General features: G+C 67.1%; 28 protein-coding genes. 3 read left to right on the forward strand and 25 right to left on the reverse strand.

What is annotated here, in order from left to right; translation table 11 throughout:
* Positions 1-5 precede the first annotated feature (5 nt).
* A complete protein-coding gene (locus QTI17_RS19115; RefSeq protein ID WP_286534989.1) occupies positions 6-587 on the forward strand; it encodes a GNAT family N-acetyltransferase in 582 nt (193 codons plus the stop codon).
* On the opposite strand, the gene QTI17_RS19120 is transcribed toward QTI17_RS19115, so the two are convergent.
* The 14 genes from QTI17_RS19120 to QTI17_RS19185 all read right to left on the reverse strand — a co-directional run bounded on the left by QTI17_RS19120 (position 584) and on the right by QTI17_RS19185 (position 9,425).
* Positions 584-1,090 carry a peroxiredoxin gene (locus tag QTI17_RS19120; protein WP_286534990.1) on the reverse strand — a complete coding sequence of 169 codons (507 nt, stop codon included), beginning with the start codon at positions 1,088-1,090 and terminating at the stop codon, positions 584-586. The two genes, QTI17_RS19115 and QTI17_RS19120, sit on opposite strands and share 4 nt — an antisense overlap.
* A gap of 163 nt (positions 1,091-1,253) precedes the next feature.
* Positions 1,254-1,523: a 30S ribosomal protein S17 gene (gene rpsQ / locus QTI17_RS19125; protein WP_286521867.1), complete on the reverse strand. Its 270-nt coding sequence runs from the start codon at positions 1,521-1,523 to the stop codon at positions 1,254-1,256.
* A gap of 9 nt (positions 1,524-1,532) precedes the next feature.
* Complete coding sequence (rpmC, locus tag QTI17_RS19130; protein ID WP_286370948.1) at positions 1,533-1,778, reverse strand: 50S ribosomal protein L29; 246 nt, start codon at positions 1,776-1,778, stop codon at positions 1,533-1,535.
* Positions 1,779-1,792: 14 nt separating this feature from the next.
* Positions 1,793-2,209, reverse strand: a complete 417-nt coding sequence (gene rplP / locus QTI17_RS19135) for a 50S ribosomal protein L16 (protein WP_028250943.1) — start codon at positions 2,207-2,209, stop codon at positions 1,793-1,795.
* Positions 2,210-2,237: 28 nt separating this feature from the next.
* On the reverse strand, positions 2,238-3,164 hold the full coding sequence (gene rpsC, locus QTI17_RS19140; protein ID WP_286371178.1) for a 30S ribosomal protein S3: 927 nt from the start codon (positions 3,162-3,164) through the stop codon (positions 2,238-2,240).
* 13 nt (positions 3,165-3,177) lie between these two features.
* Positions 3,178-3,510, reverse strand: a complete 333-nt coding sequence (gene rplV / locus QTI17_RS19145) for a 50S ribosomal protein L22 (protein WP_007838134.1) — start codon at positions 3,508-3,510, stop codon at positions 3,178-3,180.
* Between the two features lie 9 nt (positions 3,511-3,519).
* Positions 3,520-3,798 (reverse strand): 30S ribosomal protein S19, encoded by a 279-nt coding sequence (gene rpsS, locus QTI17_RS19150; RefSeq protein WP_007838132.1) that lies wholly within the window; start codon positions 3,796-3,798, stop codon positions 3,520-3,522.
* A gap of 10 nt (positions 3,799-3,808) precedes the next feature.
* Positions 3,809-4,633 (reverse strand): 50S ribosomal protein L2, encoded by an 825-nt coding sequence (gene rplB, locus QTI17_RS19155; protein WP_286370947.1) that lies wholly within the window; start codon positions 4,631-4,633, stop codon positions 3,809-3,811.
* A gap of 2 nt (positions 4,634-4,635) precedes the next feature.
* Positions 4,636-4,962, reverse strand: a complete 327-nt coding sequence (gene rplW / locus QTI17_RS19160; protein ID WP_286371177.1) for a 50S ribosomal protein L23 — start codon at positions 4,960-4,962, stop codon at positions 4,636-4,638.
* A gap of 5 nt (positions 4,963-4,967) precedes the next feature.
* Positions 4,968-5,588, reverse strand: coding sequence for a 50S ribosomal protein L4 (gene rplD, locus QTI17_RS19165; RefSeq protein WP_286370946.1), 621 nt, complete (start codon positions 5,586-5,588; stop codon positions 4,968-4,970).
* A complete protein-coding gene (gene rplC, locus QTI17_RS19170) occupies positions 5,588-6,268 on the reverse strand; it encodes a 50S ribosomal protein L3 (protein WP_286370945.1) in 681 nt (226 codons plus the stop codon). Before rplC ends, rplD begins: the two co-directional genes overlap by 1 nt.
* Before the next feature lie 219 nt (positions 6,269-6,487).
* Positions 6,488-6,973: a hypothetical protein gene (locus tag QTI17_RS19175; RefSeq protein ID WP_286534991.1), complete on the reverse strand. Its 486-nt coding sequence runs from the start codon at positions 6,971-6,973 to the stop codon at positions 6,488-6,490.
* Complete coding sequence (locus QTI17_RS19180) at positions 6,970-8,553, reverse strand: hypothetical protein (protein WP_286534992.1); 1,584 nt, start codon at positions 8,551-8,553, stop codon at positions 6,970-6,972. The genes QTI17_RS19175 and QTI17_RS19180 overlap by 4 nt, the downstream gene beginning before the upstream one ends.
* Before the next feature lie 146 nt (positions 8,554-8,699).
* A complete protein-coding gene (locus tag QTI17_RS19185; protein ID WP_286534993.1) occupies positions 8,700-9,425 on the reverse strand; it encodes a response regulator in 726 nt (241 codons plus the stop codon).
* A 113-nt stretch (positions 9,426-9,538) separates the two neighbouring features.
* On the opposite strand from QTI17_RS19185, the gene QTI17_RS19190 reads away from it, so the two are divergent.
* Positions 9,539-10,957, forward strand: coding sequence for a tetratricopeptide repeat protein (locus QTI17_RS19190; RefSeq protein ID WP_286534995.1), 1,419 nt, complete (start codon positions 9,539-9,541; stop codon positions 10,955-10,957).
* A 96-nt stretch (positions 10,958-11,053) separates the two neighbouring features.
* Entirely contained in the window at positions 11,054-12,022 is a 969-nt protein-coding gene (locus QTI17_RS19195) for a hypothetical protein (protein WP_286534996.1), read from the forward strand.
* Between the two features lie 51 nt (positions 12,023-12,073).
* Here the strand turns inward: QTI17_RS19195 and QTI17_RS19200 are convergent, their stop codons facing one another.
* The 11 genes from QTI17_RS19200 to QTI17_RS19250 all read right to left on the reverse strand — a co-directional run bounded on the left by QTI17_RS19200 (position 12,074) and on the right by QTI17_RS19250 (position 25,518).
* Positions 12,074-13,495, reverse strand: a complete 1,422-nt coding sequence (locus QTI17_RS19200) for an FAD-binding oxidoreductase (protein ID WP_286534997.1) — start codon at positions 13,493-13,495, stop codon at positions 12,074-12,076.
* A 203-nt stretch (positions 13,496-13,698) separates the two neighbouring features.
* Positions 13,699-17,028: a PAS domain S-box protein gene (locus tag QTI17_RS19205; protein ID WP_286534998.1), complete on the reverse strand. Its 3,330-nt coding sequence runs from the start codon at positions 17,026-17,028 to the stop codon at positions 13,699-13,701.
* Positions 17,029-17,184: 156 nt separating this feature from the next.
* Complete coding sequence (gene rpsJ, locus QTI17_RS19210) at positions 17,185-17,499, reverse strand: 30S ribosomal protein S10 (protein ID WP_028250951.1); 315 nt, start codon at positions 17,497-17,499, stop codon at positions 17,185-17,187.
* Between the two features lie 23 nt (positions 17,500-17,522).
* A complete protein-coding gene (gene tuf / locus QTI17_RS19215; protein WP_093060175.1) occupies positions 17,523-18,716 on the reverse strand; it encodes an elongation factor Tu in 1,194 nt (397 codons plus the stop codon).
* 124 nt (positions 18,717-18,840) lie between these two features.
* A complete protein-coding gene (gene fusA, locus QTI17_RS19220) occupies positions 18,841-20,943 on the reverse strand; it encodes an elongation factor G (RefSeq protein ID WP_286534999.1) in 2,103 nt (700 codons plus the stop codon).
* Between the two features lie 87 nt (positions 20,944-21,030).
* Positions 21,031-21,504 carry a 30S ribosomal protein S7 gene (gene rpsG / locus QTI17_RS19225; protein WP_286508375.1) on the reverse strand — a complete coding sequence of 158 codons (474 nt, stop codon included), beginning with the start codon at positions 21,502-21,504 and terminating at the stop codon, positions 21,031-21,033.
* Between the two features lie 146 nt (positions 21,505-21,650).
* Entirely contained in the window at positions 21,651-22,028 is a 378-nt protein-coding gene (gene rpsL / locus QTI17_RS19230; RefSeq protein WP_013543948.1) for a 30S ribosomal protein S12, read from the reverse strand.
* 179 nt (positions 22,029-22,207) lie between these two features.
* A complete protein-coding gene (locus QTI17_RS19235) occupies positions 22,208-23,377 on the reverse strand; it encodes a D-alanyl-D-alanine carboxypeptidase family protein (protein ID WP_286535000.1) in 1,170 nt (389 codons plus the stop codon).
* Positions 23,378-23,387: 10 nt separating this feature from the next.
* The gene (locus QTI17_RS19240; protein ID WP_286535001.1) at positions 23,388-24,020 is read right to left on the reverse strand and encodes an alpha/beta hydrolase; all 633 of its coding nucleotides are present in this window, start codon (positions 24,018-24,020) and stop codon (positions 23,388-23,390) included.
* A gap of 13 nt (positions 24,021-24,033) precedes the next feature.
* The gene (locus tag QTI17_RS19245; RefSeq protein WP_286535002.1) at positions 24,034-24,387 is read right to left on the reverse strand and encodes a (2Fe-2S) ferredoxin domain-containing protein; all 354 of its coding nucleotides are present in this window, start codon (positions 24,385-24,387) and stop codon (positions 24,034-24,036) included.
* Positions 24,388-24,396: 9 nt separating this feature from the next.
* Positions 24,397-25,518 (reverse strand): VanZ family protein, encoded by a 1,122-nt coding sequence (locus QTI17_RS19250; protein ID WP_286535003.1) that lies wholly within the window; start codon positions 25,516-25,518, stop codon positions 24,397-24,399.
* Positions 25,519-25,522: the final 4 nt, after the last annotated feature.

Here is a 25,522-nt window from a genome sequence, read left to right on the forward strand (position 1 = left end):
CGCCAATGAGCCATTCCCTGTCGCGTCCGCTGCCCCTGGCAGACACGCCGGAAATCGTCATGATCACGCCGGACGAGCCGCACGAGCTGGACGCCGTGCGCGCGATCTTCAGGGACTATGCCGATTCGCTGGGCATCGATCTCGGCTTCCAGAATTTCGACCAGGAACTGGCCAGCCTGCCGGGAGAGTACGCGGAGCCGCGCGGTGCCTTGCTGCTGGCGGTGGTCGACGTCGGCGAAGTGGCGGTGCCGGTCGATGCAGCGCCGCTGGCGAGGTCGCAGGGCCAGCTGGCGCACGTGGCCGGCTGCTGTGCGCTGCGGCCGCTCGACACGGCCGACTATCCCAATGCCGCCGAGATGAAGCGGCTCTATGTCCGGCCGCAGTTCAGGGGCGTGGGGCTCGGCCGCCAGCTCGCCGAGGCCATCCTGGATGCCGCCCGCGGCGCCGGCTATGCCTGCGTGCTGCTCGACACCCTGGACGACATGGAGTCGGCCCGGGCCCTCTACGAGGACCTGGGCTTCTCCGAAGTGCCGCCCTACTATCACAACCCCATCGCGGGGTCGCACTACCTCAAGGTGGATCTTTAGCCCTTGGCCTGGGCCAGCAGGGTGTCGGCGTCGCTGACTTCGAACTTGCCCGGGCCTTCGACGTTGAGGGTCGCGACCTTGCCGTCCTTCACGAGCATCGAATAGCGGTTGCTGCGCACGCCCATGCCGCGCGAGGTCAGGTCGAGCGTGAGGCCGGTGGCGGTCGCGAAGGCCGCGCTGCCGTCGGCCAGCATGCGGACCTTGGTGCCGGTGTTCTGGTCGCGCGCCCAGGCGCCCATCACGAAGGCGTCGTTGACGCTCACGCACCAGATCTCGTCGACGCCGGCGGCCTTGAAGTCATCGTAGTGCTGCACGTAGCCCGGCACGTGCTTGGCCGAGCAGGTGGGCGTGAAGGCGCCGGGCAGCGCGAACAAGGCGATGGTCTTGCCCGCGGCCGCCTTGGTGACGTCGACCGGGTTCGGTCCGATGCTGCAGCCCTCGCCTTCCACCTCGGAATACTCCTGCAGGGTGGCCGAAGGAAGGGAATCGCCGACTTTGATCATGTGTGTACTCCAGAAAAAGAAAAACGGCCCACATTGTGGGCCGCTTTCGGGTTGGACGTCTGCCGCGGGGCTCAGGCCGGCGCCGGGCCGCTCCCAAGGCGGCCTGCGGCCCCCTCGGGGGGCAGCGAACCACACGCAGTGGGGAGCGTGGGGGCTACTACATTCAGACCAGAACGGCCTTCTGCACCAGGCGGGTCACGACCCAGTTCTTCGACTTCGAGATCGGCCGGCTTTCGGTGATCTCGATGGTGTCGCCCAGCTTGTACTCGCCCTTTTCGTCATGGGCGTGGTACTTGCTGGTCTTGGCCACGATCTTGCCGTAGAGCTCGTGCTTGACACGACGCTCGACCAGCACGGTCACGGTCTTCTGGCGCTTGTCGCTGACCACCTTGCCGATCAAGGTGCGCTTGAGGGATTTTTTAGCTTCCGTCATGGTCACTCCTTACTTGGCGGCTTCTTGCTGCTTCTGAGCAAGAATGGTCTTGGCGCGCGCGATGTCGCGGCGGGTGACGCGCAGCGTCGAGGTGTTCGACAGCTGTTGCGTGGCCTTCTGCATGCGCAGGCCGAAATGGGCCTTCTGCAGGTCCTTGATTTCGGTTTGCAGGCCGGCGACGTCCTTGTCGCGAAGCACTGCGGCCTTCGAAGTCTTGGCCGGAGCCGCGACTTCCTTCTTCTTACGTGTTGCCATGGTGTTGTCCTCGATCAGGCGCCGAGCTGGCGTGCGACGAAGGTCGTGCGCAGCGGCAGTTTGGCAGCGGCCAGACGGAAGGCCTCGCGAGCGAGTTCTTCGGGCACGCCGACGATCTCGTAGATCACCTTGCCAGGCTGGATTTCGGCGACGTAGTACTCGGGGTTGCCCTTGCCGTTACCCATCCGCACTTCTGCGGGCTTGTGGGAGATCGGCTTGTCGGGGAACACACGAATCCAGATGCGGCCACCGCGCTTGACGTGGCGCGAGATCGCGCGACGTGCGGCTTCGATCTGGCGGGCCGTCAGGCGGCCGCGGTCGATCGACTTCAGGCCGAAGTCACCGAACGACACTGCGTTGCCGCGCGTCGCGATGCCGGTGTTGCGGCCCTTTTGTTCCTTGCGGAACTTTCTGCGTGCAGGTTGCAGCATTTTTGTTACTCCGTAGTTCTAAGACCGATCACTCGGTCTTGGCACCGTCAGCTGCTGCAGCTGGCGCGGCTTTGCGTACGCGCTTAACGGCGGGTTTCGAGTCTGCACCCGGTTGAGCCGGAGCTCCACCAGTGGCTTCTGCGGGCTTGTCGCTGCCATCGGCCGGCGCGGTGTTGCCACCGATCGGGCCACGGGCACCGGCGCGCGGGCCAGGACCGCGACGGTCCGAACCCGGACGGTCGCCACCCGGGCGGCCATCGCGACGCGGACCGCGGGGGCGGCGCTCGTCGTCGGGACGCGGCGTTTCGACGGCCGGCAGGTCGTTGCGACCCAGCGTGTCGCCCTTGTAGACCCAGACCTTGACGCCGATGACGCCGTAGGTGGTCTTGGCTTCCGAGGTGCCGTAGTCGATGTCGGCGCGCAGCGTGTGAAGCGGCACGCGACCTTCGCGGTACCACTCGCAACGAGCGATTTCGATGCCGTTCAGGCGGCCCGACGACATGATCTTGATGCCGAGGGCACCCAGGCGCATGGCGTTCTGCATGGCGCGCTTCATGGCACGGCGGAACATGATCCGCTTTTCGAGCTGCTGCGTGATGCTGTCGGCGATCAGCTGGGCATCGATTTCGGGCTTGCGCACTTCTTCGATGTTGACCGCGACCGGCACGCCGAGCTGGCGGCCGAGTTCACGCTTGAGGTTCTCGATGTCTTCGCCCTTCTTGCCGATCACGACGCCCGGACGTGCCGAGTAGATCGTGATGCGGGCGTTCTTGGCGGGACGCTCGATCAGCACGCGCGAAACCGATGCGTTCTTGAGCTTCTTCTTCAGGTACTCGCGCACCTTGATGTCTTCGGCCAGCATGCCGGCGAAGTCTTTGTTGCTTGCGTACCAGCGGCTGGACCAGTTACGGCTGACCGCGAGGCGGAAGCCGGTAGGGTGGATTTTCTGTCCCATATTTCTTCCAGCCTTAATTGCCAACCGTCACGTACACATGGCACGTGGGCTTGCTGATGCGATTGCCGCGACCCTTGGCGCGCGCGGTGAAGCGCTTGAGCGTGGCGCCTTGCTCGACGTAGATGGTCTTGACCTTCAGTTCGTCGATGTCGGCACCGTCGTTGTGCTCGGCGTTGGCGATCGCCGACTCGAGCACCTTCTTGATGATCACAGCGGCCTTCTTCTGCGTGAACTGCAGAACGTTGAGCGCTTGATCGACCTTCTTGCCGCGGATCAGGTCAGCGACCAGACGGCCCTTGTCGACCGAGAGGCGGACGCCGCGGAGGACTGCACGTGTTTCAGACATGGTCGTTCCTTACTTCTTCTGGACTTTCTTGTCCGCGGGGTGCCCCTTGAACGTGCGCGTGAGCGCAAATTCGCCGAGCTTGTGGCCGACCATCTGGTCGGTGATGTACACGGGCACGTGCTGCTTGCCGTTGTGCACGGCAATGGTCAGGCCGATGAACTCGGGCAGGACCATCGAGCGACGCGACCAGGTCTTGATCGGCTTCTTGTCCTTGGTCGTCACGGCCTTGTCGGCCTTGGCCACGAGGTGGTGGTCGACGAACGGACCCTTTTTGAGAGAGCGAGTCATGTGCTAACCCTTACTTCTTGCGACGCGACACGATGAAGACTTGCGTGCGCTTGTTGTTACGGGTGCGATAACCCTTGGTCAGATTGCCCCATGGGTCGACAGGATGACGGCCTTCGCCGGTCTTACCTTCGCCGCCACCGTGCGGGTGGTCGACCGGGTTCATCACCACGCCGCGAACGGTCGGGCGGATACCCATCCAGCGCTTCACACCGGCCTTGCCGAGCTGGCGCAGGCTGTGTTCTTCGTTGGCGACTTCACCGATGGTGGCGCGGCATTCGACGTGCACGCGGCGCACTTCACCCGAGCGCATGCGGACCTGGGCGTAGACGCCTTCGCGAGCCAGCAGCGTTGCGGACGTACCCGCCGAGCGAGCGATCTGCGCGCCCTTGCCGGGTTGCAGTTCGATGCAGTGGATGGTCGAGCCGACCGGGATGTTGCGGATCGGCAGCGTATTGCCGGCGCGGATCGGGGCTTCCGAACCGCTCAGCAGCGTTGCACCGGCTTCAAGACCGCGCGGGGCGATGATGTAGCGGCGTTCGCCGTCGGCATAGCACACGAGCGCGATGTGGGCGGTGCGGTTCGGGTCGTACTCGATGCGTTCGACCTTGGCCGGAATGCCGTCCTTGTTGCGCACGAAGTCCACCACGCGGTAGTGGTGCTTGTGGCCACCACCCTTGTGACGGGTCGTGATGTGACCGTTGTTGTTGCGGCCGGCCTTCTGGAATTGCGGTTCCAGCAGGGGGGCGTGAGGAGCACCCTTGTACAGGTGGTCCCGCGAGATCTTCACCGCGCCGCGTTGGCCCGGCGAAGTGGGTTTCATCTTGATGACGGCCATGATTAAGCGCCTTCCCCGACGAGGTTGAGCTCTTGACCAGCCTTCAGCGTGACATAGGCCTTGCGAACGTTGTCGCGGCGACCCATGGACTTGCCGAAGCGCTTGGACTTGCCCTTGGTATTGAGCACCGACACGCCCTTGACTTCGACCTTGAACATCAGTTCAACAGCGGCCTTGATCTCAGGCTTGGTGGCGTCCTGCAGCACCTTGAAGGTGACGGCATTGGACTTCTCGCCGACCATCGTGGCCTTTTCGGACACGACCGGGGCGACCAGCACGTTCATCAGGCGACCTTCGTCGAACTGACGCTGCTTGGGCGTAGGGTTCATGCGGCTCATGCGAACATCTCCTTGAGCTTGTCGACCGCACCCTTGGTGACCAGCACCTTCTTGTAGTGGACCAGCGACACCGGATCGGCGTAGCGCGGCTCGACCACGAGCACGTTGACGAGATTGCGCGAGGCCAGGTACAGGTTCTCGTCGACTTCTTCGGCGATCACGAGCACGGACTCGAGGTTCATCGCCTTGAACTTGGCGGCCAGCGCCTTGGTCTTGGGCGAATCGACGGTCAACGAATCGACCACGGCCAGACGGCCTTCGCGAGCGAGCTGCGAGAAGATCGACGCCATGCCGGCGCGGTACATCTTCTTGTTGATCTTCTGCGAGAAGTTTTCGTCAGGCATGTTCGGGAAGATCCGGCCACCCCCGCGCCACAGCGGCGAGGACGTCATACCGGCACGGGCGCGGCCCGTTCCCTTTTGCTTGAAAGGCTTCTTGGTCGAGTGCTTGACCTGCTCGCGGTCCTTCTGGGCGCGCGTGCCTTGGCGGGCGTTGGCCTGGAATGCGACGACGATCTGGTGGACCAGGTCTTCGTTGTAGTCACGGCCGAACACGGTCTCGGGGGCGTCGTACTTCGACGCGGCCTGGCCTTGTTCGTTCAGGAGTTCGAGTTCCATTACTTGGCTCCTTCAGCGGCTTGCGGCTTGGCCTTGACGGCCGGACGCACGGTGACGAAGCCACCCTTCGAGCCGGGGATCGCGCCCTTGATCAGGAGCAGTTGACGTGCTTCGTCGATGCGGATCACGTCGAGGTTCTGGGTCGTCACGGTGACGTCGCCGAGGTGGCCCGTCATGCGCTTGCCGGGGAACACGCGACCAGGATCCTGCGCCATGCCGATCGAGCCGGGGACATTGTGCGAACGGCTGTTACCGTGCGATGCCCGCTGCGACGACATGTTGTGGCGCTTGATCGTGCCAGCGTAGCCCTTGCCGATCGAGGTGCCTTGCACGTCGACCTTCTGGCCCACCGCAAACACGCTGGCCGCGGCAATGACGCCACCGGCCTTGTGCTGACCGGCCGTATCGGCGGTCACGCGGAATTCCTGGATGATTTCACCGGCTTCGACACCCGCCTTGGCGAGGTGGCCTGCTGCCGGCTTGGTCACGCGCGATGCTTTGCGCGAACCGAACGTCACTTGCAGTGCGACGTAGCCATCGGTCTCTTGGGTTTTGATCTGGGTCACGCGGTTGTTGGACACATCCACCACCGTGACAGGAACTGCGTCCCCGTCATCGGTGAAGAGACGCATCATCCCCACCTTGCGGCCCAGCAACCCGAGGGAGTTGCTCAGACTCATTTGTTTTCTCCAAAAATGGAAGTCCTCTTCCGCCGCTGCCACTTCAATTGGCGACAGCGTTGGGCCGGCGACGAACGTTGGCCCACGAAAGAGGGTTGGTAAAGTTTCTGCACTCTGCTCCAACAAGCGCCAAGAAGACGCAAGTTAGGCGGAGCCGAAGATTATAGCCCGCGAACGGGAGAGGACGCAAGAGGGGGCCGGCGCAGGCCCCAAGGCGCCCTATTTCACCTGCATCGGCAGGATCTTTTCGCCGTCGGTCGACTGCTTGAGCGCCCCGCTGGCCGGCATGGTGGCCGAAGGCTTGCCCACGGACACCGGGATCGACGTGGCGCTGGTCGCCCCGCCCTGGGTCGTGAAGACGTTCAGGTAACCGATGCCAGTGGCGCCAGGCAGCACCTCGACGGTCCAGGTGGTGGCCTGCCCCGCCGGCAGGCTGCGGGTGGTTTCGGTGCCCGAGAGGGCCAGGCCGCCCTCGGTCGCGATCCGGACCGTGGCGCCCGGGGCGGCGATGCCGTCGAATCCGAGCACCACCGCCACCGGACGGCCGGCCTCGGGCGTGCCGTCGACCCGGTACTGGACCTGGACGCCGGATCCGTTGGACTTCATCGGCGCGGTCGTCATTGCCTTGCCGGCCGGACCGGCCGCGCTGGCGGCCAAGGGCAGGGCCAGCGCCAGGGCGCAGGCCAGGGCCGCTGCGGTTTTCACTGGATGCTGACGTTGAAACATGTGTTGGCCGAGGAGTTGTTGTAGTCGTTGATCACCAGAACGTTGTCGCCGGCCGGCAGGCTGACCGCCTTGGTCTCGGTGGCGCCGAATCCCAGGCTTTCGTCGACCTGGCGCCCGGCGTAGAGCGCGAAATCCGGATCGGCGGCGGCCGGACCGGACACCGTGATCGTGTGGGTCCCAGCGCTTGGCAACGCAAAGCGCAGGTAGACGTAGCTGCCGAGCTTGTTGCCGGCGCCCGCCGCATTGGTGACGCAGGCCGTGGTCGACCCGCCGACGGTGGCCGGCCGGTACATCGGCAGCACGCCGGCGACAGCGCCATCGTTCGTCTCGTTGACGCCGAAGGGATCGTTCGCGGCGGCGCTGATCTGCTCGCCGGACAGCAGGCCGGTCAGCACCGAGACGCTGCCCGGGGCCGCGACCCCGAAGGCGGCAGTGAACGGATGGATCGAGGTGACGGCCACGCCGTTCTTGAACGCCGCGCTGGTCAGCGTGTCGTTGATCGGCTTGAAGCCGACCTGGCTGTTCAGGCGCCAGAGGATCGAATGGACGGAGGCTTCGCGGAACCACCCGGGGCCGGCGACACCGCTGGCCGTCAGGTCGATGTTGGCGCCCTGCCCCTGGCCCTGGCCGACCGCATCGGTGTAGTTGTTGCGCGCCAGCGCGATGCCCGACCAGGCATTGCCCCACCCTTCGGAGAAGGCCGCACGCCGGTCGAGCTTGTCGGTCAGGGCATGGCTGCCGCCCGGCGAGTCGTCGCGGCTGAAGGCCGACTGGTAGTAGTGCCCCCATTCATGGGCGATCACCGAGGCGTCGTATTCGTCGGTATCGACGTTTTCCTTGCCCAGCACGTAGATGGCCCGGGCGCCGTTGCTCATCGTGAACGAGGTGGTGCCGATCTGCCCCAGTGCGGGATTGCCGACCGCCGGCGCGTTGTTGGCACTCCAGTAGAGCTTCAGCGCCGGGAACGCCGTGGCGGGCGCGACCGACAGCATCTTGGCCTGCGCCGCGTAGACGGTGTCGAGCACCGCGAACGGCGCGGCCACACGGGTCGAGGCATAGCGGCTGCCGTCCCAGCCGGACGGCGCCTGGACGTCGCGCGTGATGGCCGCGATGCCGGTGGAGAACGACGGCGTCTCGAGCGCGAAGATGGCATCGGACTGCGTGTTGTCGCGCACCGTCACATCCCAGGTGGCGCCCGATCCGCCCTGGGTCATCTGCGCCTTGATCCGGACCAGCACCTGGGTGCTGGCGGGCAGGCTGACCGAATAGGCGCCGTTGGCATCGGTGGTCGCGGTCGCGATCACCGCCGCGGAGGCGCCGCTGACGATCTCGACGCTGGCGCCGCGGATCGGCTTGGGCGCGGCCTGGCCATAGGCCAGCGCCCCGTTGGGGTTGGGAATCGACACGTAGGTCGCCGTGCCGCTCAGCGTGACCGTGCTGCTGGCGACCGGAAGCCCGACGAAGCCTCCTCCGCCGCCACCACCACCACCGCCACCACAGGCCGCGAGCATCGCCACCGCCGTCACTGCCACGCTTCGCCTTGCCCACACTGCCTGCATTCGGAACTCCCTGATGGAATTTTCGACTGATCTTCTATCAATATCCGAAAATTCCCAATTCACATTCCTCCTGATCCTATCAAATTTCAGACTTTTCTGGTTTTTTAGACACTTTTCGACACTTTTTCACTCGAATTCTTTTTTTTTTAGCCGTCCGGCACGAACATGTAGCCGGCGTTGCGCACCGTTCGGATGCAACGCGGCTCGCCGGCCGGCTCGGGCTCGATCTTGCGGCGCAGGCGTCCGATCCGGATGTCGATCGAGCGATCGAATGGCTCCCACTCGCGGTTGCGCGTGTGCATCAGCAACTGGTCGCGCGACAGCACGCGGTTCGGGTTGGCGAGAAACACCCGGAGGAGCTCATACTCCATCGCGGTCATGGCCACTTCCGCGCCGTCGGACTCGAACAGGCGGCGGGCATCGATGTCGAGCTCGCAACGGCCGAAACGCTGCCGCGCCCCCTTGGCCGCGGCAGGCGGCGGGGCTTCAGCCGGGGGCTTGGCCTGCAGCCGGCGCAACACGCTCTTCACCCGCGCCAGCAGCTCGCGCGGATCGAAAGGCTTGGCGATGTAGTCGTCGGCCCCGAGTTCCAGCCCGACCACCCGGTCGATCACGTCACCCGAGGCCGTGACCATGATGATGCCGAGGTCGTAGTGCTCGCGCAGGTACCTGGCCAGGCTGAGGCCGTCCTCGCCCGGCAGGCGGATATCCAGCAGCACGGCATCGGGCAGCTCGCGCTCGATGCGCTCGCGCATCTCGGCACCGCTGCCGGCCTCGGCGACGCGGAAAGCGTGGTTTTCGAGGTACTCGCGCAGCATCGCGCGCACCGACGGATCATCGTCGACGATCAGCAGACGGGCGGTCGCGTCCATGGCGCGATTCTGCGCCGAGGGGTCGCGATTGCACCAGTGGCGCGCTACGCAACGGCTACACGGCAGCACCCGGCGGATGCACGCCCGATACCAGCGGCCCGCAAAGTGGCCCCATGCAACGCACTCCGCAGCCCGCCGCCGAGTTCGACGATGCCGCCGCCGACGCGGCCTGCCGGCGGGCGCTCGAGCTGCTGCATGCCGGGCAGGGAAATCCGCAGGCCGTCATCGAACCGGTGCTGCGGGCGCGGCCCGATTTCGCCGCCGCGCACTGCCTGCGCGCGGCGGGCCTGGTGATGGCCTCCCGCGAGGATGCGCTGCCGGCGCTCGCCGCCACCTTGCAGACGGCCCGCGCGCACCTGGCGCGGGCCAGCGAGCGCGAACGCGCCCATTTCGCCGCCGCCCAGGCCTGGCTCGACAAGGACATGGCGCGATCGCTGCGCCTGTACGGCGAGATCGCCGCAGCCGACCCGAAAGACACGCTGGCCCTGCGCGTGGCCCATTTCGGCGATCTCCAGTTCGGCCGCACCGAGTGGCTGCGCGCGCGCATCGTCGCGGCACTGCGGCACTGGCGCCCCGACGAGCCCGGCTACGGCCACATGCTGGCGATGTACGCCTTCGGCCTGGCCGAGACGGCCGACCCGGTGTCGGCCGAAGCGGTCGGGCGCGAGGCGCTGCGCATCGAGCCCCGCCAGTGCGGTGCGGTGCACGCCGTGGCGCATGCGCTCGAAATGCAGGGGCGCAGCGCCGACGGCGCCGCCTGGCTCGACCACACGCGCGGCGTCTGGTCCGACAGCCCCGCCTTCGCCATCCACCTGTCCTGGCACGAATCGCTGTTCCGCCTCGACCAGGGCGATCTCGACGCCGTGCTGGGCATCCTCGACCGCCGGCTGATGGACTGCCGCGATCCGGACACCGCCACCCTGGTCGACAGCTCGGCCCTGCTGTGGCGCCTGCACCTGCGCGGCCAGGACGTGTCGGACCGCTGGCAACGGGTCGCCGACGCCTGGGAGGATCGCGCCAGCACCGGCCTGCGGCCCTTCAACGACGTGCACGCCATGCTCGCCTTCGTCGCCACGCAGCGCTGGGCCAGCGCCCGCCGCCTGCTCGACACGCTGCGCGACTGCGCGCGGAAGGCGCCGGACCTGCGGCGGGCCGTGCATGACGCGGCATTGCCGGTGTGCGAGGCCTTCATCGCCTTCGGGCGGCAGCGCTATGCGGCCGCCGCACGGCAGCTGCAGGCCCAGCAGCGGCTGGCGCGCGGTTGCGGCGGCAGCCGCGCGCAGTGCGACCTGCTGCACCTGACCTGGCTCGAAGCCGCCCTGCGCAGCCACCAGCCGGCGCTGGCGCAGCGCCTGCTCGGCGAGCGCGTCGCCAGCCGGCCGCAAAGCCCCTTCAACGCCCGCCTGCGCGAACGCGTGGCACAGGCGCTGTCGCGCCCGCTCTCGCGGGCCCGCTACACAACGGCGACACAACCGCGATCCGCGGATGCACGGCGGATACCGGCGCCAACCAGACTGCCCGCCATGCCTTGACCCGGCGGCGCCGAAGCGCACCGGGCCGGCATGGCCCTCGGGCCGACACGCGGCAGGGCACCGCCCCGCCATTTCCATCTGCAAAGGAGCATCACCATGTCGACATCCACCCCCACCGACCGCTACGCCAAGGTCATCGAGGTGTCCAAGCGCGTGCGCTGGGACATCGAGCGCGACGTCATTCGCGGCCGCCAGTTCGACTACGCCAGGACCTTCCTGCCGAAGGGCCTGACCCTGGCCGACGAACTGGCGTTCCTGAGCCCGGAGGACGAACGCCTCATGAGCCAGGTGCAAGGCCGCACCTATGCCTACATCTTCGGCCTGGCCGAACGGTTCATCTCGTCGAAGGTCATCGACCTGAGCCGCGAACACGTCTTCGGCGACCAGGTGGCTCTGGAAGCGCTGGTCCGAATGGCCGACGAGGAAATCAAGCACCAGGCCCTGTTCCGCTGCCTGGAGGAGATGATGGCGGCCGACATGCCGGCCGGCTACGTCATGACCGCGCAACCGAACGCGGTGGCGCAGGCCGTGCTGGGCAAGAGCACCTGGGCCGTGCTGGCATTGACCCTCGACATCGAGCTGTTCACGCTGGCGCACTACCGCGCCAGCATCGAACCGGATGCCAACCTGTCGCCGCTGTGGAAGGACGTGTTCCTGTTCCACTGGCGCGAGGAGTCGCAGCACGCGATCTTGGACGAGCTCGAGTTCGTCGCCGAGAACGCGCGGCTCGGCGCCGCCGAGCGCGATGCCGCGGTCGACGACCTGATCGCGCTGGTCGGCGCGGTCGACGGCATCCTGCAGGCGCAGGCCATGGCCGACGCGCGCTATTTCTGCGCCATCGCCGGCACGCTCTTCAGCGACGCGCAGCAAGCGCAGATCCACGACACGATGCTGAAGGCCTACCGCTGGCAATACATCGTCTCGGGCGTGATGGCGCCGCGCTTCCAGAAGGTGCTGTTCCCGATGCTCGACGACGCGCAGGGCGAACGCATCAAGAGCGCGCTGGCACCGCTGGCCTACGCGATGCCGCGGCATCCGGAGATGGCGCTTCCGATGGCCGCCTGAACTCCCCGGCCCGCCACGCCCTGCGACCCCGGGCGTGGCGGGCGGGATGGCTCAAGCCTTGGGCAGGATGTTCTGGTTCTGGCTGAAGAGGTTGGTCGGGTCGTAGCGCGCCTTCAGCGCTGCCAGCCGCGCATAGTTCGACCCGTAGGCGCCGGTCGCCACGCGCTGGGCCTCGTCCTCAGGCATGAAGTTCACGTACACCCCACCGGTGGCATGCGGCGTCAGCGCATCGAAGAGCCCGCGCGCCCAGTCGATGCACCGGCGGTCGTCGCCGGCATCGCGCCAGCGGGTGTGGACGTTGAGCACGAACTCGGCATCGCGGTGGGGATAGGCCGTGTCGGCAACGGCCGTCCGGTTGACCTGGCCGCCCAGGTGCCCGATGAAGGCCTCGCATTCTTCGGTCGGAAGCTTGACGATGGCATCGCACAGGATGCGCTCGACATCGGCGTTCAGCATCTTGAAGTCGTGCGACTTCCAGTAGTTGCGCGCGCCCGGCTGCAGCAGCGGGTCGAAGGCGGTCTGCCAGCCGGCGAAGGGCATCGGTCCCACGTGCTCGCCGGCGGGCGTGCCGAAGCTGCGCAGGGTCTGGGCCATGGCCTCGCCCTGGGCAGGCTCCCCGATCCAGCAGAAGGCGACCACGATCACTTCCTTGCCATGCACCTCCGCCGGCAGGAAGGGCAGCGGAGGCGCCTTGCGCATCACCATCCAGGCCGTCATGTCGTCGCTGGCCGTGGCGGTGAACTTGCGATAGCCGTCGAACACCTGCCTGGCCTGGGCGAACGGATAGACGATCAGCCCGGCCAGCACCTGCGGGCCGAGCGGATGCAGGCGGTACTCGAACGAGGTGACGACGCCGAAGTTGCCGCCGCCGCCGCGCACGGCCCAGAACAGGTCGGGGTTCTGCGTCGCGCTGGCCTGCACCAGCTCGCCGGACGCGAGCACCATGTCGACGGACTGGAGGTTGTCGATGGTCAGCCCGCGCTTGCGGCTCTGCCAGCCGAAGCCGCCGCCGAGCGTGAGCCCGGCCATGCCGGTGGTCGAGTTGATGCCGGTCGGCGTGGACAGCCCGAAAGCCTGCGTCTCGCGGTCGAAGTCGGACAACAGCGCGCCGGGCTCCACCCGCGCCATGCGGGCCACCGGGTCGACCCGCACCGACTTCATCGCCGACAGGTCGAGCATCAGCCCGCCATCGCACGCGGCCTTGCCGGCGATGTTGTGGCCGGCGCCCTTGACCGCGAGCAACAGCTTGTGCTCGCGCGCGAAGTTCACCGCCTTCATGACGTCGGCGGCGCCCGCGGCGCGCACGATCGCCGCCGGCCGGCGGTCGATCATGGCGTTCCACAGCGAGCGTGCGGCGTCGTAGCCGGCGTCTTCAGGCAGCAGCAGGCTGCCGCGCAGCGACTCGCGCAGCGCTGCGATGGGCGCGTCGGCAATGCCGATCGTGCCGCCTTGGGGGGTTTGAAAGTCGACCATGAAAATGCTCTCCTCGTCGGTGCGGCCGGAATCAGCGTTCGCGCATCGCGCAGCGTCCGGCCGCACTGCCGAAGCGAACATCGCCGTCGTCCGGGCGGAATGCGCGGTGCCACGACGTGCAACGCAGTCTGCGAGGCCGCGGTATTCGCCGCGTGTCGCGGCGCCGCGCCTTTGTATCGGGCCGGTATCCGCCGGCCTTGTCCTCATGCGCCCGGGCAGAGGCCGCGGCGCGCCTTGTCGAGGCACGCCTTCATCAGCGCATGCAGGGCCTGGTTGTCGATCGGCTTGTGCAGCACGCCGCAGACGCCATGGCGCCTGGCCGCCGCTTCGTCGATGCCGTCGGCGTTGCCGGTGTAGAGCAGCACCGGCAGGTGGGGCCGCAGGCCGCTGGCGCGCTGGGCGAGCTGCAGGCCGTCGAGCTGCGGCATGGTCTGGTCGGTGATCAGCAGGTCGAGCGGCTGGCTGCTGTCCTCCAGCCAGGACAGCGCGTCCAGCGGACTGCGCTGCAGCACCACCTCGAGGCCCCAGCCCGACAGCAGCTCGACCATGAAGTCGCCGACCATGACTTCGTCGTCGACCACCATCACCCGCGCGCAGAGCGCCTCACCGGTCGCCGGGACGTCCGGCGCGCCGGGCGCGTCCGGCGCCGCGCCGGTGGCGGGCGGCAGCAGCACGCGAAACACCGAGCCGGCGCCCGGCGCGGTCTCGACGAGCACGTGGCCGCCATGGTCGTGCACGATGCCGTGCACCATCGCCAAGCCCATGCCCGAGCCGCGGCCGACCTCCTTGCTCGAGGTGAAGGGCTCGAAGATGCGTTCCAGCAGGTCCGGCGCGATGCCCCCGCCGCTGTCGGCGACGCTGACCTCCACCCAGTGGCCGGCGTCGACGTGGGCACGGCACGATGCACAGGTCCAGGCGCCGCCGCGGCGGCCGAGCCGCACCCGGATCCAGCCCGACCCGGTGATGGCGTCGCGCGCGTTGATGCACAGGTTGAAGAGCACCTGCTCGAGCTGCACCGCATCGGCCGCAACCAGCAGCGCGTCGCCGCCAGCCGCCGGCGGCGTGGCGAAGTCGAGCGACACCGAGGCCGGCAGCGTGGCGCGCAGCAGCTGCAGCGTCTGGTCGACCAGCGGGCCCAGGGCCAGGGTGCGGCGCTGGCCGCGCTGGCGCCGCGCGAAGGCCAGCATCTGGGCGATCAGCTCGCGGGCGCGCTGGGCCGCGAGCTGGGCCTGTCCCAGCTGGCGCTGCAGCCGGGCGTCGCCCAGGGTCTCGGCGCGCTCCTGGCCCAGCACCAGGTAGCCGATGACGCTGGTCAGGATGTTGTTGAAGTCGTGCGCGATGCCGCCGGTCAGCTGGCCGATGGCTTCCATCTTCTGGGCCTGGCGCAGCTGGGCCTCGAGGCGCTCTCGTTCGCCTTCGGCGGCCTTGCGCTGCGTGATGTCCCGCGCCGCATAGAGCACGTGCGGCTCGCCCCGGTAGGTCAGCGGCATGCCGCTGACTTCCAGGTAGAAGGGACTGCCGTCCTTGCGCACGCCCGGCACCTCGAAGCGCACCGGCCGGCCGGCCAGGATGTCGGCATGCTGGGCCCGGTGGCGCTGCTGCAGCGCCGGGTCGGGCTGCGTCAGGACCCGGGTCGCGCTCAGCACCTCGTCGCGCGTATAGCCGCTCATCGCCAGGTAGGCCGGATTCACGTCGACCGCGCGGTAGCCGGCATCGCGCACCACCAGCCCGTCGGCGGAGGCGTTGAAGATCGCCCGGTACTGCTCCTCGCTGTTGCGCAGCGCGCGTTCGGCGCGCTTGCTCTGCGTCATGTCGCGCCCGATGTAGAGCACGTGCGGCTCGCCGCGATGCAGCACCGGCACGCCGCGCAGCTCGAGGTCGTAGCGCTCGCCGTCGCGCCGCAGCAGCTCGGTCTCGAGGCGGACCGGCTCGCCGGCCAGCGCCTGGTCGTGCAGGGCCCGGATCGTGGCCATGATCTCGGGCGGGTTGGCCAGCACCCGGTCCACGCCCAGCACCTCGGACAGCCGGAAGCCGCTCATGCGCTCGTAGGTGGCGTTGGCGTCGACGATGGCGAAGTTGGCGGCGCGCAGCACCAGCGCGTCGGCCGAGGCGTTGAAGATGCCGCGGTACTGCGCCTCGCTGGCGGCCAGCGCCGCCAGCGCCTCCTTGCGCTCGGTGATGTCGCGCGTGAAGGCCACGACGTGATGGCGGCCGTCGATCATGGCCGGCTTCAGCCGGACCTCGTCCCAGCGCAGCGCACCGTCGGGGCTGCGCCGATGCCACTCGAAGGGCGGGCAGCGCCCGAGCTTGGCCAGCTGCATGTGGGCCAGCCCCTGCTCGGCCGTATAGGGCGCCTCGCCCGAGCGCAGGTCGGCCAGCGACAGCCGGCACAGTTCGTCGCGGCTGCAGCCGTAGGCCTCGCAGGCCTTCGGGTTGGCGTCGAGGATCTCGCCGCTCGACCAGTCGAGGATGAAGACCGCGTCCTCGGACGCTTCGAAGATGGCACGGTAGCTGGCCTCCGAGCGCTGCAGCGCCTCGCGGGCGCCCAGCTGCTCGATCTCCGCCGCGGCCCGTCCGGCGAAGATCCGCAGCATCGACTCGATGCGCTCGATGTTGGTCAGCGCATGGCGCGAGACGATGCCGATGGTGCCGAGCGGCCGCCCGTGGGCGTCGTTCAGGGGCAGGCCTGCATAGCCTTCGGCACCGAGCAGCCGGTCGTCCTGGTCGAGCGCGAACAGCGTGTGCAGGTTCGACGGATAGACGCAGAACCGCTGGCCGAGCACGTACTCGCACGGGGTGCCCTGGATCGGGTAGCGGTAGCCTTCGCGCACCTCGCCGTCGCTCACCATCGCCAGCATGTGCAAGGAGGCGTCGTCGTCGGACTGGTGGCGGGAGATGAACGCCATCTCGACGTCCAGGATCGTCGCCAGGTAGCGTGCCAGCTCGGCAAAGACCGATCGGCCGCTGGCCGCCGAGACGGCCAGCGCCGCCGCGCGCAGGGCTTCGTCGGCGCTGCTGCGCTCGATCTCGGCGATCAGGCGGCTGGCGAAGATCTTCAGCAGGGCCTCGGCCAGCACCGCGTCCTCGATCGGCCGGGGGTCCATCGCCACCAGCAGCCCGAGCGGGCGGCCATCGCTGTCGTTGAGCGGAAAGGCGGCATACGAATCCATGGCCTTGGCCGCGAACATCGTGCCCGGCGGGAATTCGCGGGCGACGCCGGAGGCGACGAAGCGAAAGGCCCGGCCGACTACCTGGGCGCACGGCGAGCCCTGCAGCGGGTAGTCGAAGTTGCGCAGGATCTTGCCGTCGAGCACGGCGGCCAGCGTGCGCAAGGTGCTGCGCGAGCCGTCGGTGAAGACCGCCACGAAGACGGTCGCCACGCCCAGGATCTGCGCCAGTTCCTGGACCAGCGCCGCCATCGTGCCCGGGCCATGGGCGCCGGCCACGGCCCGCGCGGCGCGATACATCGCCTCGGCCGCGTCGGTCCACGCGGGGGTGTCGGTGGCGCGATGTCGGCGGTCCGGGGCAGCCATGCCCGCAGTCTAGGCCGGCGCGGGCAGGCGCGCTGCGTCATTGCCTTGGCGATACCGCGCGGTTACATGGCGGATACGCGATCACCCGGCGGGAGCCCGAAATGAAAAAAGCCCGCCCACATTGCTGTGGGCGGGCTCTTGTGCAGGGACAGGCTGTTACTGCAGCTTGATCTCGACGTCGACGCCGGCCGGCAGGTCGAGCTTCATCAGCGCGTCCACGGTCTTGTCGGTCGGGTCGACGATGTCCATCAGGCGCTGGTGCGTGCGGATCTCGAACTGGTCGCGGCTGGTCTTGTTGACGTGCGGCGAACGCAGGATGTCGAAACGCTTCATGCGGGTCGGCAGGGGCACGGGACCCTTGACGATCGCGCCGGTGCGCTTGGCGGTATCGACGATCTCGGCTGCCGACTGGTCGATCAGCTTGTAGTCGAACGCCTTCAGGCGGATGCGGATTTTTTGCTTGGTAGCCATGGTGATTCCTTCGCTGCTTCGAATCAGATGTCGAGGATCTTCGCCACGACGCCCGAGCCCACGGTGCGGCCGCCTTCACGGATGGCGAAGCGCAGGCCTTCTTCCATCGCGATCGGGTTGATCAGCTTGACCGTGATCGACACGTTGTCGCCCGGCATGACCATTTCCTTGTCCTTCGGCAGCTCGATCGCGCCCGTGACGTCGGTCGTGCGGAAGTAGAACTGCGGACGGTAGTTGTTGAAGAACGGCGTGTGACGGCCGCCTTCGTCCTTCGACAGAACGTACACCTCGGCGGTGAAGTGCGTGTGCGGCTTGATCGAGCCCGGCTTGCACAGGACTTGGCCACGCTCGACTTCTTCGCGCTTCGTGCCGCGCAGCAGCACGCCCACGTTGTCGCCCGCTTGACCCTGGTCCAGCAGCTTGCGGAACATTTCCACGCCGGTGCAGGTGGTCTTGACCGTCGGGCGGATGCCCACGATTTCGATTTCTTCACCGACCTTGATCACGCCGCGTTCGACCGCGCCCGTCACCACCGTGCCGCGGCCCGAGATCGAGAACACGTCTTCGACCGGCATCAGGAAGGTACCGTCCACGGCGCGCTCGGGCGTCGGGATGTAGGTGTCCAGCGCTTCGGCCAGCTTCATGATGGCGCCTTCGCCCAGCTCGCCCTTGTCGCCTTCCAGCGCCAGCTTGGCCGAGCCGTGGATGATCGGGGTGTCGTCGCCGGGGAACTCGTACTTGTCGAGGAGTTCGCGGACTTCCATCTCGACCAGCTCCAGCAGCTCCTTGTCGTCGACCATGTCGCACTTGTTCAGGAACACGATGATGTAGCCCACGCCCACCTGGCGTGCCAGCAGGATGTGCTCGCGGGTCTGGGGCATCGGGCCGTCGGCGGCCGAGCACACCAGGATCGCGCCGTCCATCTGGGCGGCGCCGGTGATCATGTTCTTCACGTAGTCGGCGTGGCCCGGGCAGTCGACGTGCGCGTAGTGGCGGTTGGCCGTTTCGTATTCGACGTGCGCGGTGTTGATCGTGATGCCGCGCGCCTTTTCTTCAGGAGCCGCGTCGATCTGGTCGTAAGCCTTCGCTTCGCCGCCGAACTTGGCCGACAGCACGGTGGCGATCGCCGCCGTCAGCGTCGTCTTGCCATGGTCCACGTGACCGATCGTGCCCACGTTGACGTGCGGCTTCGTGCGGGTGAATTTTCCTTTTGCCATTTTCTATCCTTGAAAGAGCAGTGCCCGTGTGGGGTTTAACGTCTGCACCCTGTTGCTGGTTCTTCCGCCACGGGCAGCGGAAGGCACAAGGTCGCAGACGGCGGGGCGCAAGCCCCTTGATGAATTACTTCGAGCGCGACGCCACGATGGCTTCGGCCACGTTGCGCGGTGCTTCGGAGTAGTGCTTGAATTCCATCGTGTACGTGGCGCGGCCTTGCGTGGCCGAGCGCAGCGTGGTCGAGTAGCCGAACATTTCCGACAGCGGGACTTCAGCCTTGATGAGCTTGCCGCCGCCGATCATGTCGTCCATGCCCTGCACCATGCCGCGACGCGACGAGAGGTCGCCCATCACGTTGCCGGCGTAGTCTTCGGGCGTTTCGACTTCCACGGCCATCATCGGCTCCAGGATGACCGGCGAAGCCTTGCGGGCGCCTTCCTTGAAACCGAAGATCGCGGCCATCTTGAAGGCCATTTCGTTCGAGTCCACGTCGTGGTACGAACCGAAGTGCAGGGTGACCTTGACGTCGACGACCGGGTAGCCGGCCAGCACGCCTTGCGTCAGCGCTTCGATCACGCCCTTCTCGACCGCCGGGATGTACTCGCGCGGCACCACACCGCCCTTGATCGCGTCGACGAACTCGAAACCCTTGCCGGCTTCGTTCGGCTCGAGCTTGAGCACCACGTGGCCGTACTGGCCCTTGCCGCCCGACTGACGGACGAACTTGCCTTCGGCATCTTCGACCGTCTTGCGGATGGTTTCGCGGTAGGCCACCTGCGGCTTGCCGACGTTGGCTTCGACACCGAACTCGCGCTTCATGCGGTCGACGATGATTTCGAGGTGAAGCTCGCCCATGCCGGAGATGATGGTCTGGCCGGATTCTTCGTCCGAACGCACGCGGAACGACGGATCTTCCGAGGCCAGGCGCTGCAGCGCGATGCCCATCTTTTCCTGGTCGGCCTTGGTCTTCGGCTCGACGGCCTGCGAGATCACGGGCTCGGGGAATTCCATGCGCTCGAGCGTGATGATGGCGTCGGGGTCGCACAGCGTTTCGCCGGTCGTGACGTCCTTCAGGCCCACGCAGGCGGCGATGTCGCCGGCGCGGATTTCGTCGATTTCAAGGCGCTCGTTGGCGTGCATCTGCACGATACGGCCGATGCGTTCCTTCTTGCCCTTGACCGGGTTGTAGACGGTGTCGCCCTTGCTCAGAACACCCGAGTAGACGCGCACGAAGGTCAGCTGGCCGACATAGGGGTCGGTCATGAGCTTGAATGCCAGCGCCGAGAACTTTTCCTCGTCGGCCGGCTTGCGGCTGGTTTCCTTCTCGTCGTCGTCGGTGCCTTCGACCGGCGGGATGTCCATCGGCGAGGGCATCAGTTCGATCACGGCGTCGAGCATGCGCTGCACGCCCTTGTTCTTGAACGCGCTGCCGCACATCATCGGCTGGATCTCGCCGGCGATGGTGCGGGTGCGCAGGCCGAGCGTGATCTCGGCTTCGGAGAGGTCGCCCTCTTCGAGGTACTTGTTCATGAGCTCTTCCGACGCTTCGGCGGCGCTCTCGACCATCTTCTCGCGCCATTCCTTGGCGGACTCGAGCAGTTCGGCCGGGATTTCGCGGTAGTCGAACTTCATGCCTTGCGAGGCTTCATCCCAGTAGATGGCCTTCATCTTGCGAAGGTCGACCACGCCCTGGAACTTGTCTTCGGCACCGATCGGGATCACGATCGGCACGGGGTTGGCCTTCAGGCGGTCGACCATCATCTGGCGCACGCGGAAGAAGTTGGCGCCGACGCGGTCCATCTTGTTGACGAACGCGAGACGGGGCACCTGGTACTTGTTGGCCTGGCGCCAGACGGTTTCGGACTGGGGCTGCACGCCGCCCACCGAGTCGTACACCATCACGGCGCCGTCGAGCACGCGCATCGAGCGCTCGACTTCAATCGTGAAGTCCACGTGGCCCGGGGTGTCGATGATGTTGATGCGGTGCTCGGGCATCGAGTGGTCCATGCCCTTCCAGAAGCAGGTCACGGCCGCCGAGGTGATCGTGATGCCGCGCTCTTGTTCCTGCTCCATCCAGTCGGTGGTCGCGGCGCCGTCATGCACCTCGCCCAGCTTGTGGGTCACGCCGGTGTAGAACAGGATGCGTTCGGTGGTGGTCGTTTTGCCGGCGTCGATGTGCGCCGAGATACCGATGTTGCGGTAGCGCTCGATGGGGGTCTTGCGTGCCATGAAATTTACTCCGTTAACGGATGAAAGCCCGCCCACCGCTCTCGGTGGGTCGGGCTTCCAGCCTGTCTGATTTGGGGGACGAGCTCTTTAGAAGCGGAAGTGGCTGAAGGCCTTGTTGGCTTCGGCCATGCGATGCACTTCATCGCGCTTCTTCATGGCGCCGCCACGGCCTTCCGTGGCTTCCATGAGTTCGTTGGCCAGACGCAGGGCCATCGACTTTTCGCCGCGCTTGCGAGCGGCTTCCTTGATCCAGCGCATCGACAGCGCCAGACGACGGACCGGGCGAACTTCGACCGGCACCTGGTAGTTCGCACCGCCGACGCGGCGCGACTTCACTTCGACCATCGGCTTCACGTTGTTGATGGCGATGGTGAAAGCTTCCAGCGGGTCCTTGCCCGGGTTCTTCTTCTCGATCTGGTCGAGCGCACCGTAGATGATGCGCTCGGCGATCGCCTTCTTGCCGCCTTCCATGATCACGTTCATGAACTTCGACAGCTCGACATTGCCGTACTTGGGATCCGGCAGGATTTCACGTTTGGGGACTTCGCGACGACGTGGCATGTTACTAACCTCTTTGCTTCAGTTGGCGCCTTTGCAGGCACCGCGAGAGCCAACAAGAACTCTCACTTACTCGACCCAATATCGGGTCACTTCGTTCGATGCGCCGGCCAGGGCACCCGAACACCGCTGAATGAAATACAGAAGGCTTAGGCCTTCTTGGGGCGCTTCGCGCCGTACTTGGAACGTGACTGCTTGCGGTCTTTCACGCCTTGCAAGTCGAGCGAACCGCGCACGATGTGGTAGCGAACACCGGGCAAGTCCTTGACACGACCGCCGCGAACCAGCACGACGCTGTGTTCCTGCAGGTTGTGGCCTTCGCCGCCGATGTAGGAAATGACTTCGAAGCCGTTGGTCAGGCGCACCTTGGCGACCTTGCGCAGCGCCGAGTTCGGCTTTTTCGGGGTCGTGGTGTAGACCCGGGTGCAGACACCGCGACGTTGCGGCGAGTTCTGCATGGCAGGGCTCTTCGAATTGATCTTTTCGACCGTCCGACCCTGACGCACCAGTTGATTGATGGTTGGCATGAATGAATAAGTCCCAAAACTGCCCCGAAGGCCCTAGGCGTGAACCGGCCGGACGGGGAAACGACCAAGAACTGGTCGAAAACGTGAATCCCTTCGGAAATTCCGAAAAGCCCACGAGTATACAACACCCGTTACCAGGTTGGGCTAACTTTGTGTAGCCCGGCCCGGCACTACTTGAACTACTTGATCCAGAGCCGGACGGCGTCCCAGGCCCGCCCCAGGACACCGGCTTGCTGGACTGCATCCAGCGCCACCAGCGGCACTTCGGCCACTGGCTCGTCGCCGAGCGTGACTTTCAAGGAGCCGACCGGCTGGAACTTGGTGAAGGGCGCGACCAGCGGGTCGGGGCGCACCACCTGGGTCTTGATCCTGGCTGCCGCGCCGGCCGGCACGGCGACCACGATGGCGTCGGGGCGGCCCAGTTTGACGGTGTTCTGGTTGCCCTTCCAGACGGCGGGCGTCGCCACGGCCTGGTTGGCTTCGAACAGGCGGACCGCGTCGAAGGCGGTGTAGCCCCAGTTCAGCAGCTTCTGCGACTCGTTGGCGCGCGCGTTCTCGCTGGCCGTGCCCAGCACGATCGACAGCAGGCGGCGGCCGCCGGTCAGGTTCGGGAAGTCACGCTTGGCGGTCGCGACCATGCCGTAGCCGGCCGCCGGGGTATGGCCGGTCTTGAGGCCGTCGACCGTCGGGTCGCGGAACAGCAGCAGGTTGCGGTTGGTCTCGTTGGTCGAGGGCGTGCCCGGGAAGCGGTACTTCTTGATCGCGTAGTAATGCAGGTACTCGGGGAAGTCGCGCATCAGGCGGGTCGCCAGGATGCCCAGGTCGCGCGCGGTGGTGGTGTGGCCCGGCTCGGTCAGGCCTTCGGGGTTCTTGTAGGTCGTGTTCTTCATGCCGAGGGCCTTGGCCTGCTCGTTCATGAGTTCGACGAAGTGCTCGACCGTGCCGCCCACGCCTTCGGCCAGCGCCACCGTGGCGTCGTTGCCCGACTGCACGATCAGGCCCTTGAGCAGGTCCTCGACCGGGACCTGCATCTTCGGGTCGATGAACATCCGTGCGCCGGGCATCTTCCAGGCCCGCGCGCTGACCGGCAAGGTCTGTGTCAGGGTGATCTTCTGGGCGCGCAGCGCGTCGAAGACCAGGTAGGCCGTCATCAGCTTGGTCAGCGAGGCCGGCTCGACGGCGGCGTCGATGTCCTTCTGGGCCAGCGTCTGGTTGGCCGTGACATCCAGCAACAGGAAACTGCGGGCCGCCACCTCGGGCGGCGTCGGCACCTGGGCCCCGGCGGCAAGACACGAAAATGCGGCAGCAGCCACTGCGAAGGCGCGCAGCGCTTCAACGAAACGATTCATGGGGGAAAGACTAGCCCGCGCGCAGGTGGCGGACGACCAGATTCTTGAGCAGCGGCAATTGTCCGTGAAAGAAATGGCCGCCCCCGGGAACGACTGTGACAGGAAGTGACTGCGGCCGCGCCCAGTCCATGACGGCGGCCAGCGGCACCGTGTCGTCCTGCTCGCCGTGCACCACCAGCGCGCGCTCGTGGGCCGCAGGCGGCAAGCTCGCCACCGAGAAGCGGGAGGCCGCCGTCCCGACCAGCACCACCTGGCGGATGTCGCGCGCCGTCCAGAGCTTGTCGATGGCGCAGCTGGCGACGAAGGCGCCGAACGAAAAGCCGGCGATCGCCAGCGGCCCCTCGGGTGCCAGCTGCGCGACCACTTCGCGCATGTCGTCGCATTCGCCGCGGCCTTCGTCGTGCACGCCCTCGCTGGCGCCGACGCCGCGGAAATTGAAGCGGACCGCGGTCCAGCCGCAGCCGACGAAGGCCCGCGCCAGGGTCTGCACGACCTTGTTGTCCATGGTGCCGCCGAACAGCGGATGCGGATGGGCGATCACCGCGACGCCCAGCGCCGGCACAGCGTCGGCCGCACGGTCGCGCAGCACCTCGATGGCGCCGGCGGCGCCCTGGATCCGGAGCTTCTCGGTCTGCGAATTCATGGCCGACCGCCCCTCAGCGCCCGACGTCGGGCGCGAGCAGCAGCCGCTCGACCACTTCGCCGTTCTTCAGGTGCGACTCGACGATCTCGTCGATGTCGTCGGCATCGACGAAGGTGTACCAGACCGCCTCCGGATAGACCACCGCGACCGGGCCGCCCGCGCAGCGGTCCAGGCAGCCGGACTTGTTGACCCGGACCTTGCCCGGCCCGGCCAGGCCGGCCTCCCTGACGCGCGATTTGCAGCGGTCGAAGCCGGCCTGCGCCTGGTGCTTGGAGCAGGAGTCCTCGTCTCCCTTGCGCTCGTTCAGGCAGAAGAAGATGTGGCGGCCGTAATAACCCGTCGGCGGGGGCGTGCTGGAACTCGACATCGCCCGATTCTAGGGAGCCGGCGCCCCCGGCGCGCGGCGCGAGAGCACGGCCAGCACGTAAGCGAGGGTTGCAAACGGCCAGAGCCATCCCAGCCACTGCGCCAGCCCGTGGAAGCGGATGAACCGCCCCTGCTCCCAGGTCGCCAGCGTCTGGGCGAAATAGGCGCTCTCAGGCGCCTGGTTCAGCAGGCTCAGGTGCACCACCAGCGCGATCAGCAGCAGGGCCGCGCAAAGCCGCCGCGGCGCGCCGAGCAGCAGCACGCCGACGATCAGTGCCGCCGCGATCCCGACCTGGACCGGCAGGCTCAGCCAGGCCCAGGCGTGCGGGGGGCCGTAGCTGAGGGCCGCCGACAGCGCCGAGGCCACCACCCCGGCCAGCAGGATCGAGGGCAGCAGGATCGCCCGCCGGGCGACCGAGCGCGTGATCAGGAAGCCGAGCAGGCAAGGCACCAGCGCGCCCAACATGACGCACAGCAGTTCGACCCCCGGCACCAGCGGCTCGAGCTCGAACTGGCGCACCGGCATCCAGTCGATGAAGGGCGTGTCGACCAGCCAGTCGGCGATGGCGGCTTCGAGCCGCTCGAACACCTGGCCCAGGCCGAAGCTGACCGCGGCCGGAAACAGCAGCGCGACCGGCCACAGGGCCAGCAGCACCAGGCCGCCGCGCGAATCCTCGAAGAACCAGTTGGATCGGGTCCGCTGCCAGTGCGCCACGGCGCCGAGCCGCTCGAGCGCCGCCGCCGTCACCGCGCCGGCCAGGGCGCCAGCTATGTTGAGCCCGAGGTCGACGTTGGACGGAATGCGCGCCGGCAGGTAGCTCTGCAGCGTCTCCATGGCGAACGAGATCACCGCCCCGACCGCGGTGGCTCGCAGCACCGCGCCGACGGCGCCGGTGCCCGGCCGGTTGCGGATCACCGCGATGGCGGCCAGGAAACCCAGCGGCATGTAGCCGACGACGTTGATGCCGAAGTCGAAGGCGGTCCAGTACTTGGGCCACGGCGCCGCCAGGTAGGCCCAGGGCGCGATGCCCTGGTCGCGCCAGTCGGCGAACGGGTAGAGGCTGGCGTAGACGATCAGCGCGGCATAGGCCAGCGCCAGGGGCAAGGCGACGGACTTGTGCTGCGTGGCCACCGCA

The organism is Variovorax sp. J31P179 (assembly GCF_030316985.1).
GTDB lineage: Bacteria > Pseudomonadota > Gammaproteobacteria > Burkholderiales > Burkholderiaceae_C > Variovorax > Variovorax ginsengisoli_B.

What these genes read in the sequence shown, in the direction of transcription:
- QTI17_RS19115 (WP_286534989.1), top strand. Translation starts at nt 6, where the DNA reads ATGAGCCATTCCCTGTCGCGTCCGCTGCCCCTGGCAGACACGCCGGAA.
- QTI17_RS19120 (WP_286534990.1), bottom strand. Translation starts at nt 1,090, where the DNA reads ATGATCAAAGTCGGCGATTCCCTTCCTTCGGCCACCCTGCAGGAGTAT.
- rpsQ (WP_286521867.1), bottom strand. Translation starts at nt 1,523, where the DNA reads ATGACGGAAGCTAAAAAATCCCTCAAGCGCACCTTGATCGGCAAGGTG.
- rpmC (WP_286370948.1), bottom strand. Translation starts at nt 1,778, where the DNA reads ATGGCAACACGTAAGAAGAAGGAAGTCGCGGCTCCGGCCAAGACTTCG.
- rplP (WP_028250943.1), bottom strand. Translation starts at nt 2,209, where the DNA reads ATGCTGCAACCTGCACGCAGAAAGTTCCGCAAGGAACAAAAGGGCCGC.
- rpsC (WP_286371178.1), bottom strand. Translation starts at nt 3,164, where the DNA reads ATGGGACAGAAAATCCACCCTACCGGCTTCCGCCTCGCGGTCAGCCGT.
- rplV (WP_007838134.1), bottom strand. Translation starts at nt 3,510, where the DNA reads ATGTCTGAAACACGTGCAGTCCTCCGCGGCGTCCGCCTCTCGGTCGAC.
- rpsS (WP_007838132.1), bottom strand. Translation starts at nt 3,798, where the DNA reads ATGACTCGCTCTCTCAAAAAGGGTCCGTTCGTCGACCACCACCTCGTG.
- rplB (WP_286370947.1), bottom strand. Translation starts at nt 4,633, where the DNA reads ATGGCCGTCATCAAGATGAAACCCACTTCGCCGGGCCAACGCGGCGCG.
- rplW (WP_286371177.1), bottom strand. Translation starts at nt 4,962, where the DNA reads ATGAACCCTACGCCCAAGCAGCGTCAGTTCGACGAAGGTCGCCTGATG.
- rplD (WP_286370946.1), bottom strand. Translation starts at nt 5,588, where the DNA reads ATGGAACTCGAACTCCTGAACGAACAAGGCCAGGCCGCGTCGAAGTAC.
- rplC (WP_286370945.1), bottom strand. Translation starts at nt 6,268, where the DNA reads ATGAGTCTGAGCAACTCCCTCGGGTTGCTGGGCCGCAAGGTGGGGATG.
- QTI17_RS19180 (WP_286534992.1), bottom strand. Translation starts at nt 8,553, where the DNA reads ATGCAGGCAGTGTGGGCAAGGCGAAGCGTGGCAGTGACGGCGGTGGCG.
- QTI17_RS19185 (WP_286534993.1), bottom strand. Translation starts at nt 9,425, where the DNA reads ATGGACGCGACCGCCCGTCTGCTGATCGTCGACGATGATCCGTCGGTG.
- QTI17_RS19190 (WP_286534995.1), top strand. Translation starts at nt 9,539, where the DNA reads ATGCAACGCACTCCGCAGCCCGCCGCCGAGTTCGACGATGCCGCCGCC.
- QTI17_RS19195 (WP_286534996.1), top strand. Translation starts at nt 11,054, where the DNA reads ATGTCGACATCCACCCCCACCGACCGCTACGCCAAGGTCATCGAGGTG.
- QTI17_RS19200 (WP_286534997.1), bottom strand. Translation starts at nt 13,495, where the DNA reads ATGGTCGACTTTCAAACCCCCCAAGGCGGCACGATCGGCATTGCCGAC.
- QTI17_RS19205 (WP_286534998.1), bottom strand. Translation starts at nt 17,028, where the DNA reads ATGGCTGCCCCGGACCGCCGACATCGCGCCACCGACACCCCCGCGTGG.
- rpsJ (WP_028250951.1), bottom strand. Translation starts at nt 17,499, where the DNA reads ATGGCTACCAAGCAAAAAATCCGCATCCGCCTGAAGGCGTTCGACTAC.
- tuf (WP_093060175.1), bottom strand. Translation starts at nt 18,716, where the DNA reads ATGGCAAAAGGAAAATTCACCCGCACGAAGCCGCACGTCAACGTGGGC.
- fusA (WP_286534999.1), bottom strand. Translation starts at nt 20,943, where the DNA reads ATGGCACGCAAGACCCCCATCGAGCGCTACCGCAACATCGGTATCTCG.
- rpsG (WP_286508375.1), bottom strand. Translation starts at nt 21,504, where the DNA reads ATGCCACGTCGTCGCGAAGTCCCCAAACGTGAAATCCTGCCGGATCCC.
- rpsL (WP_013543948.1), bottom strand. Translation starts at nt 22,028, where the DNA reads ATGCCAACCATCAATCAACTGGTGCGTCAGGGTCGGACGGTCGAAAAG.
- QTI17_RS19235 (WP_286535000.1), bottom strand. Translation starts at nt 23,377, where the DNA reads ATGAATCGTTTCGTTGAAGCGCTGCGCGCCTTCGCAGTGGCTGCTGCC.
- QTI17_RS19240 (WP_286535001.1), bottom strand. Translation starts at nt 24,020, where the DNA reads ATGAATTCGCAGACCGAGAAGCTCCGGATCCAGGGCGCCGCCGGCGCC.
- QTI17_RS19245 (WP_286535002.1), bottom strand. Translation starts at nt 24,387, where the DNA reads ATGTCGAGTTCCAGCACGCCCCCGCCGACGGGTTATTACGGCCGCCAC.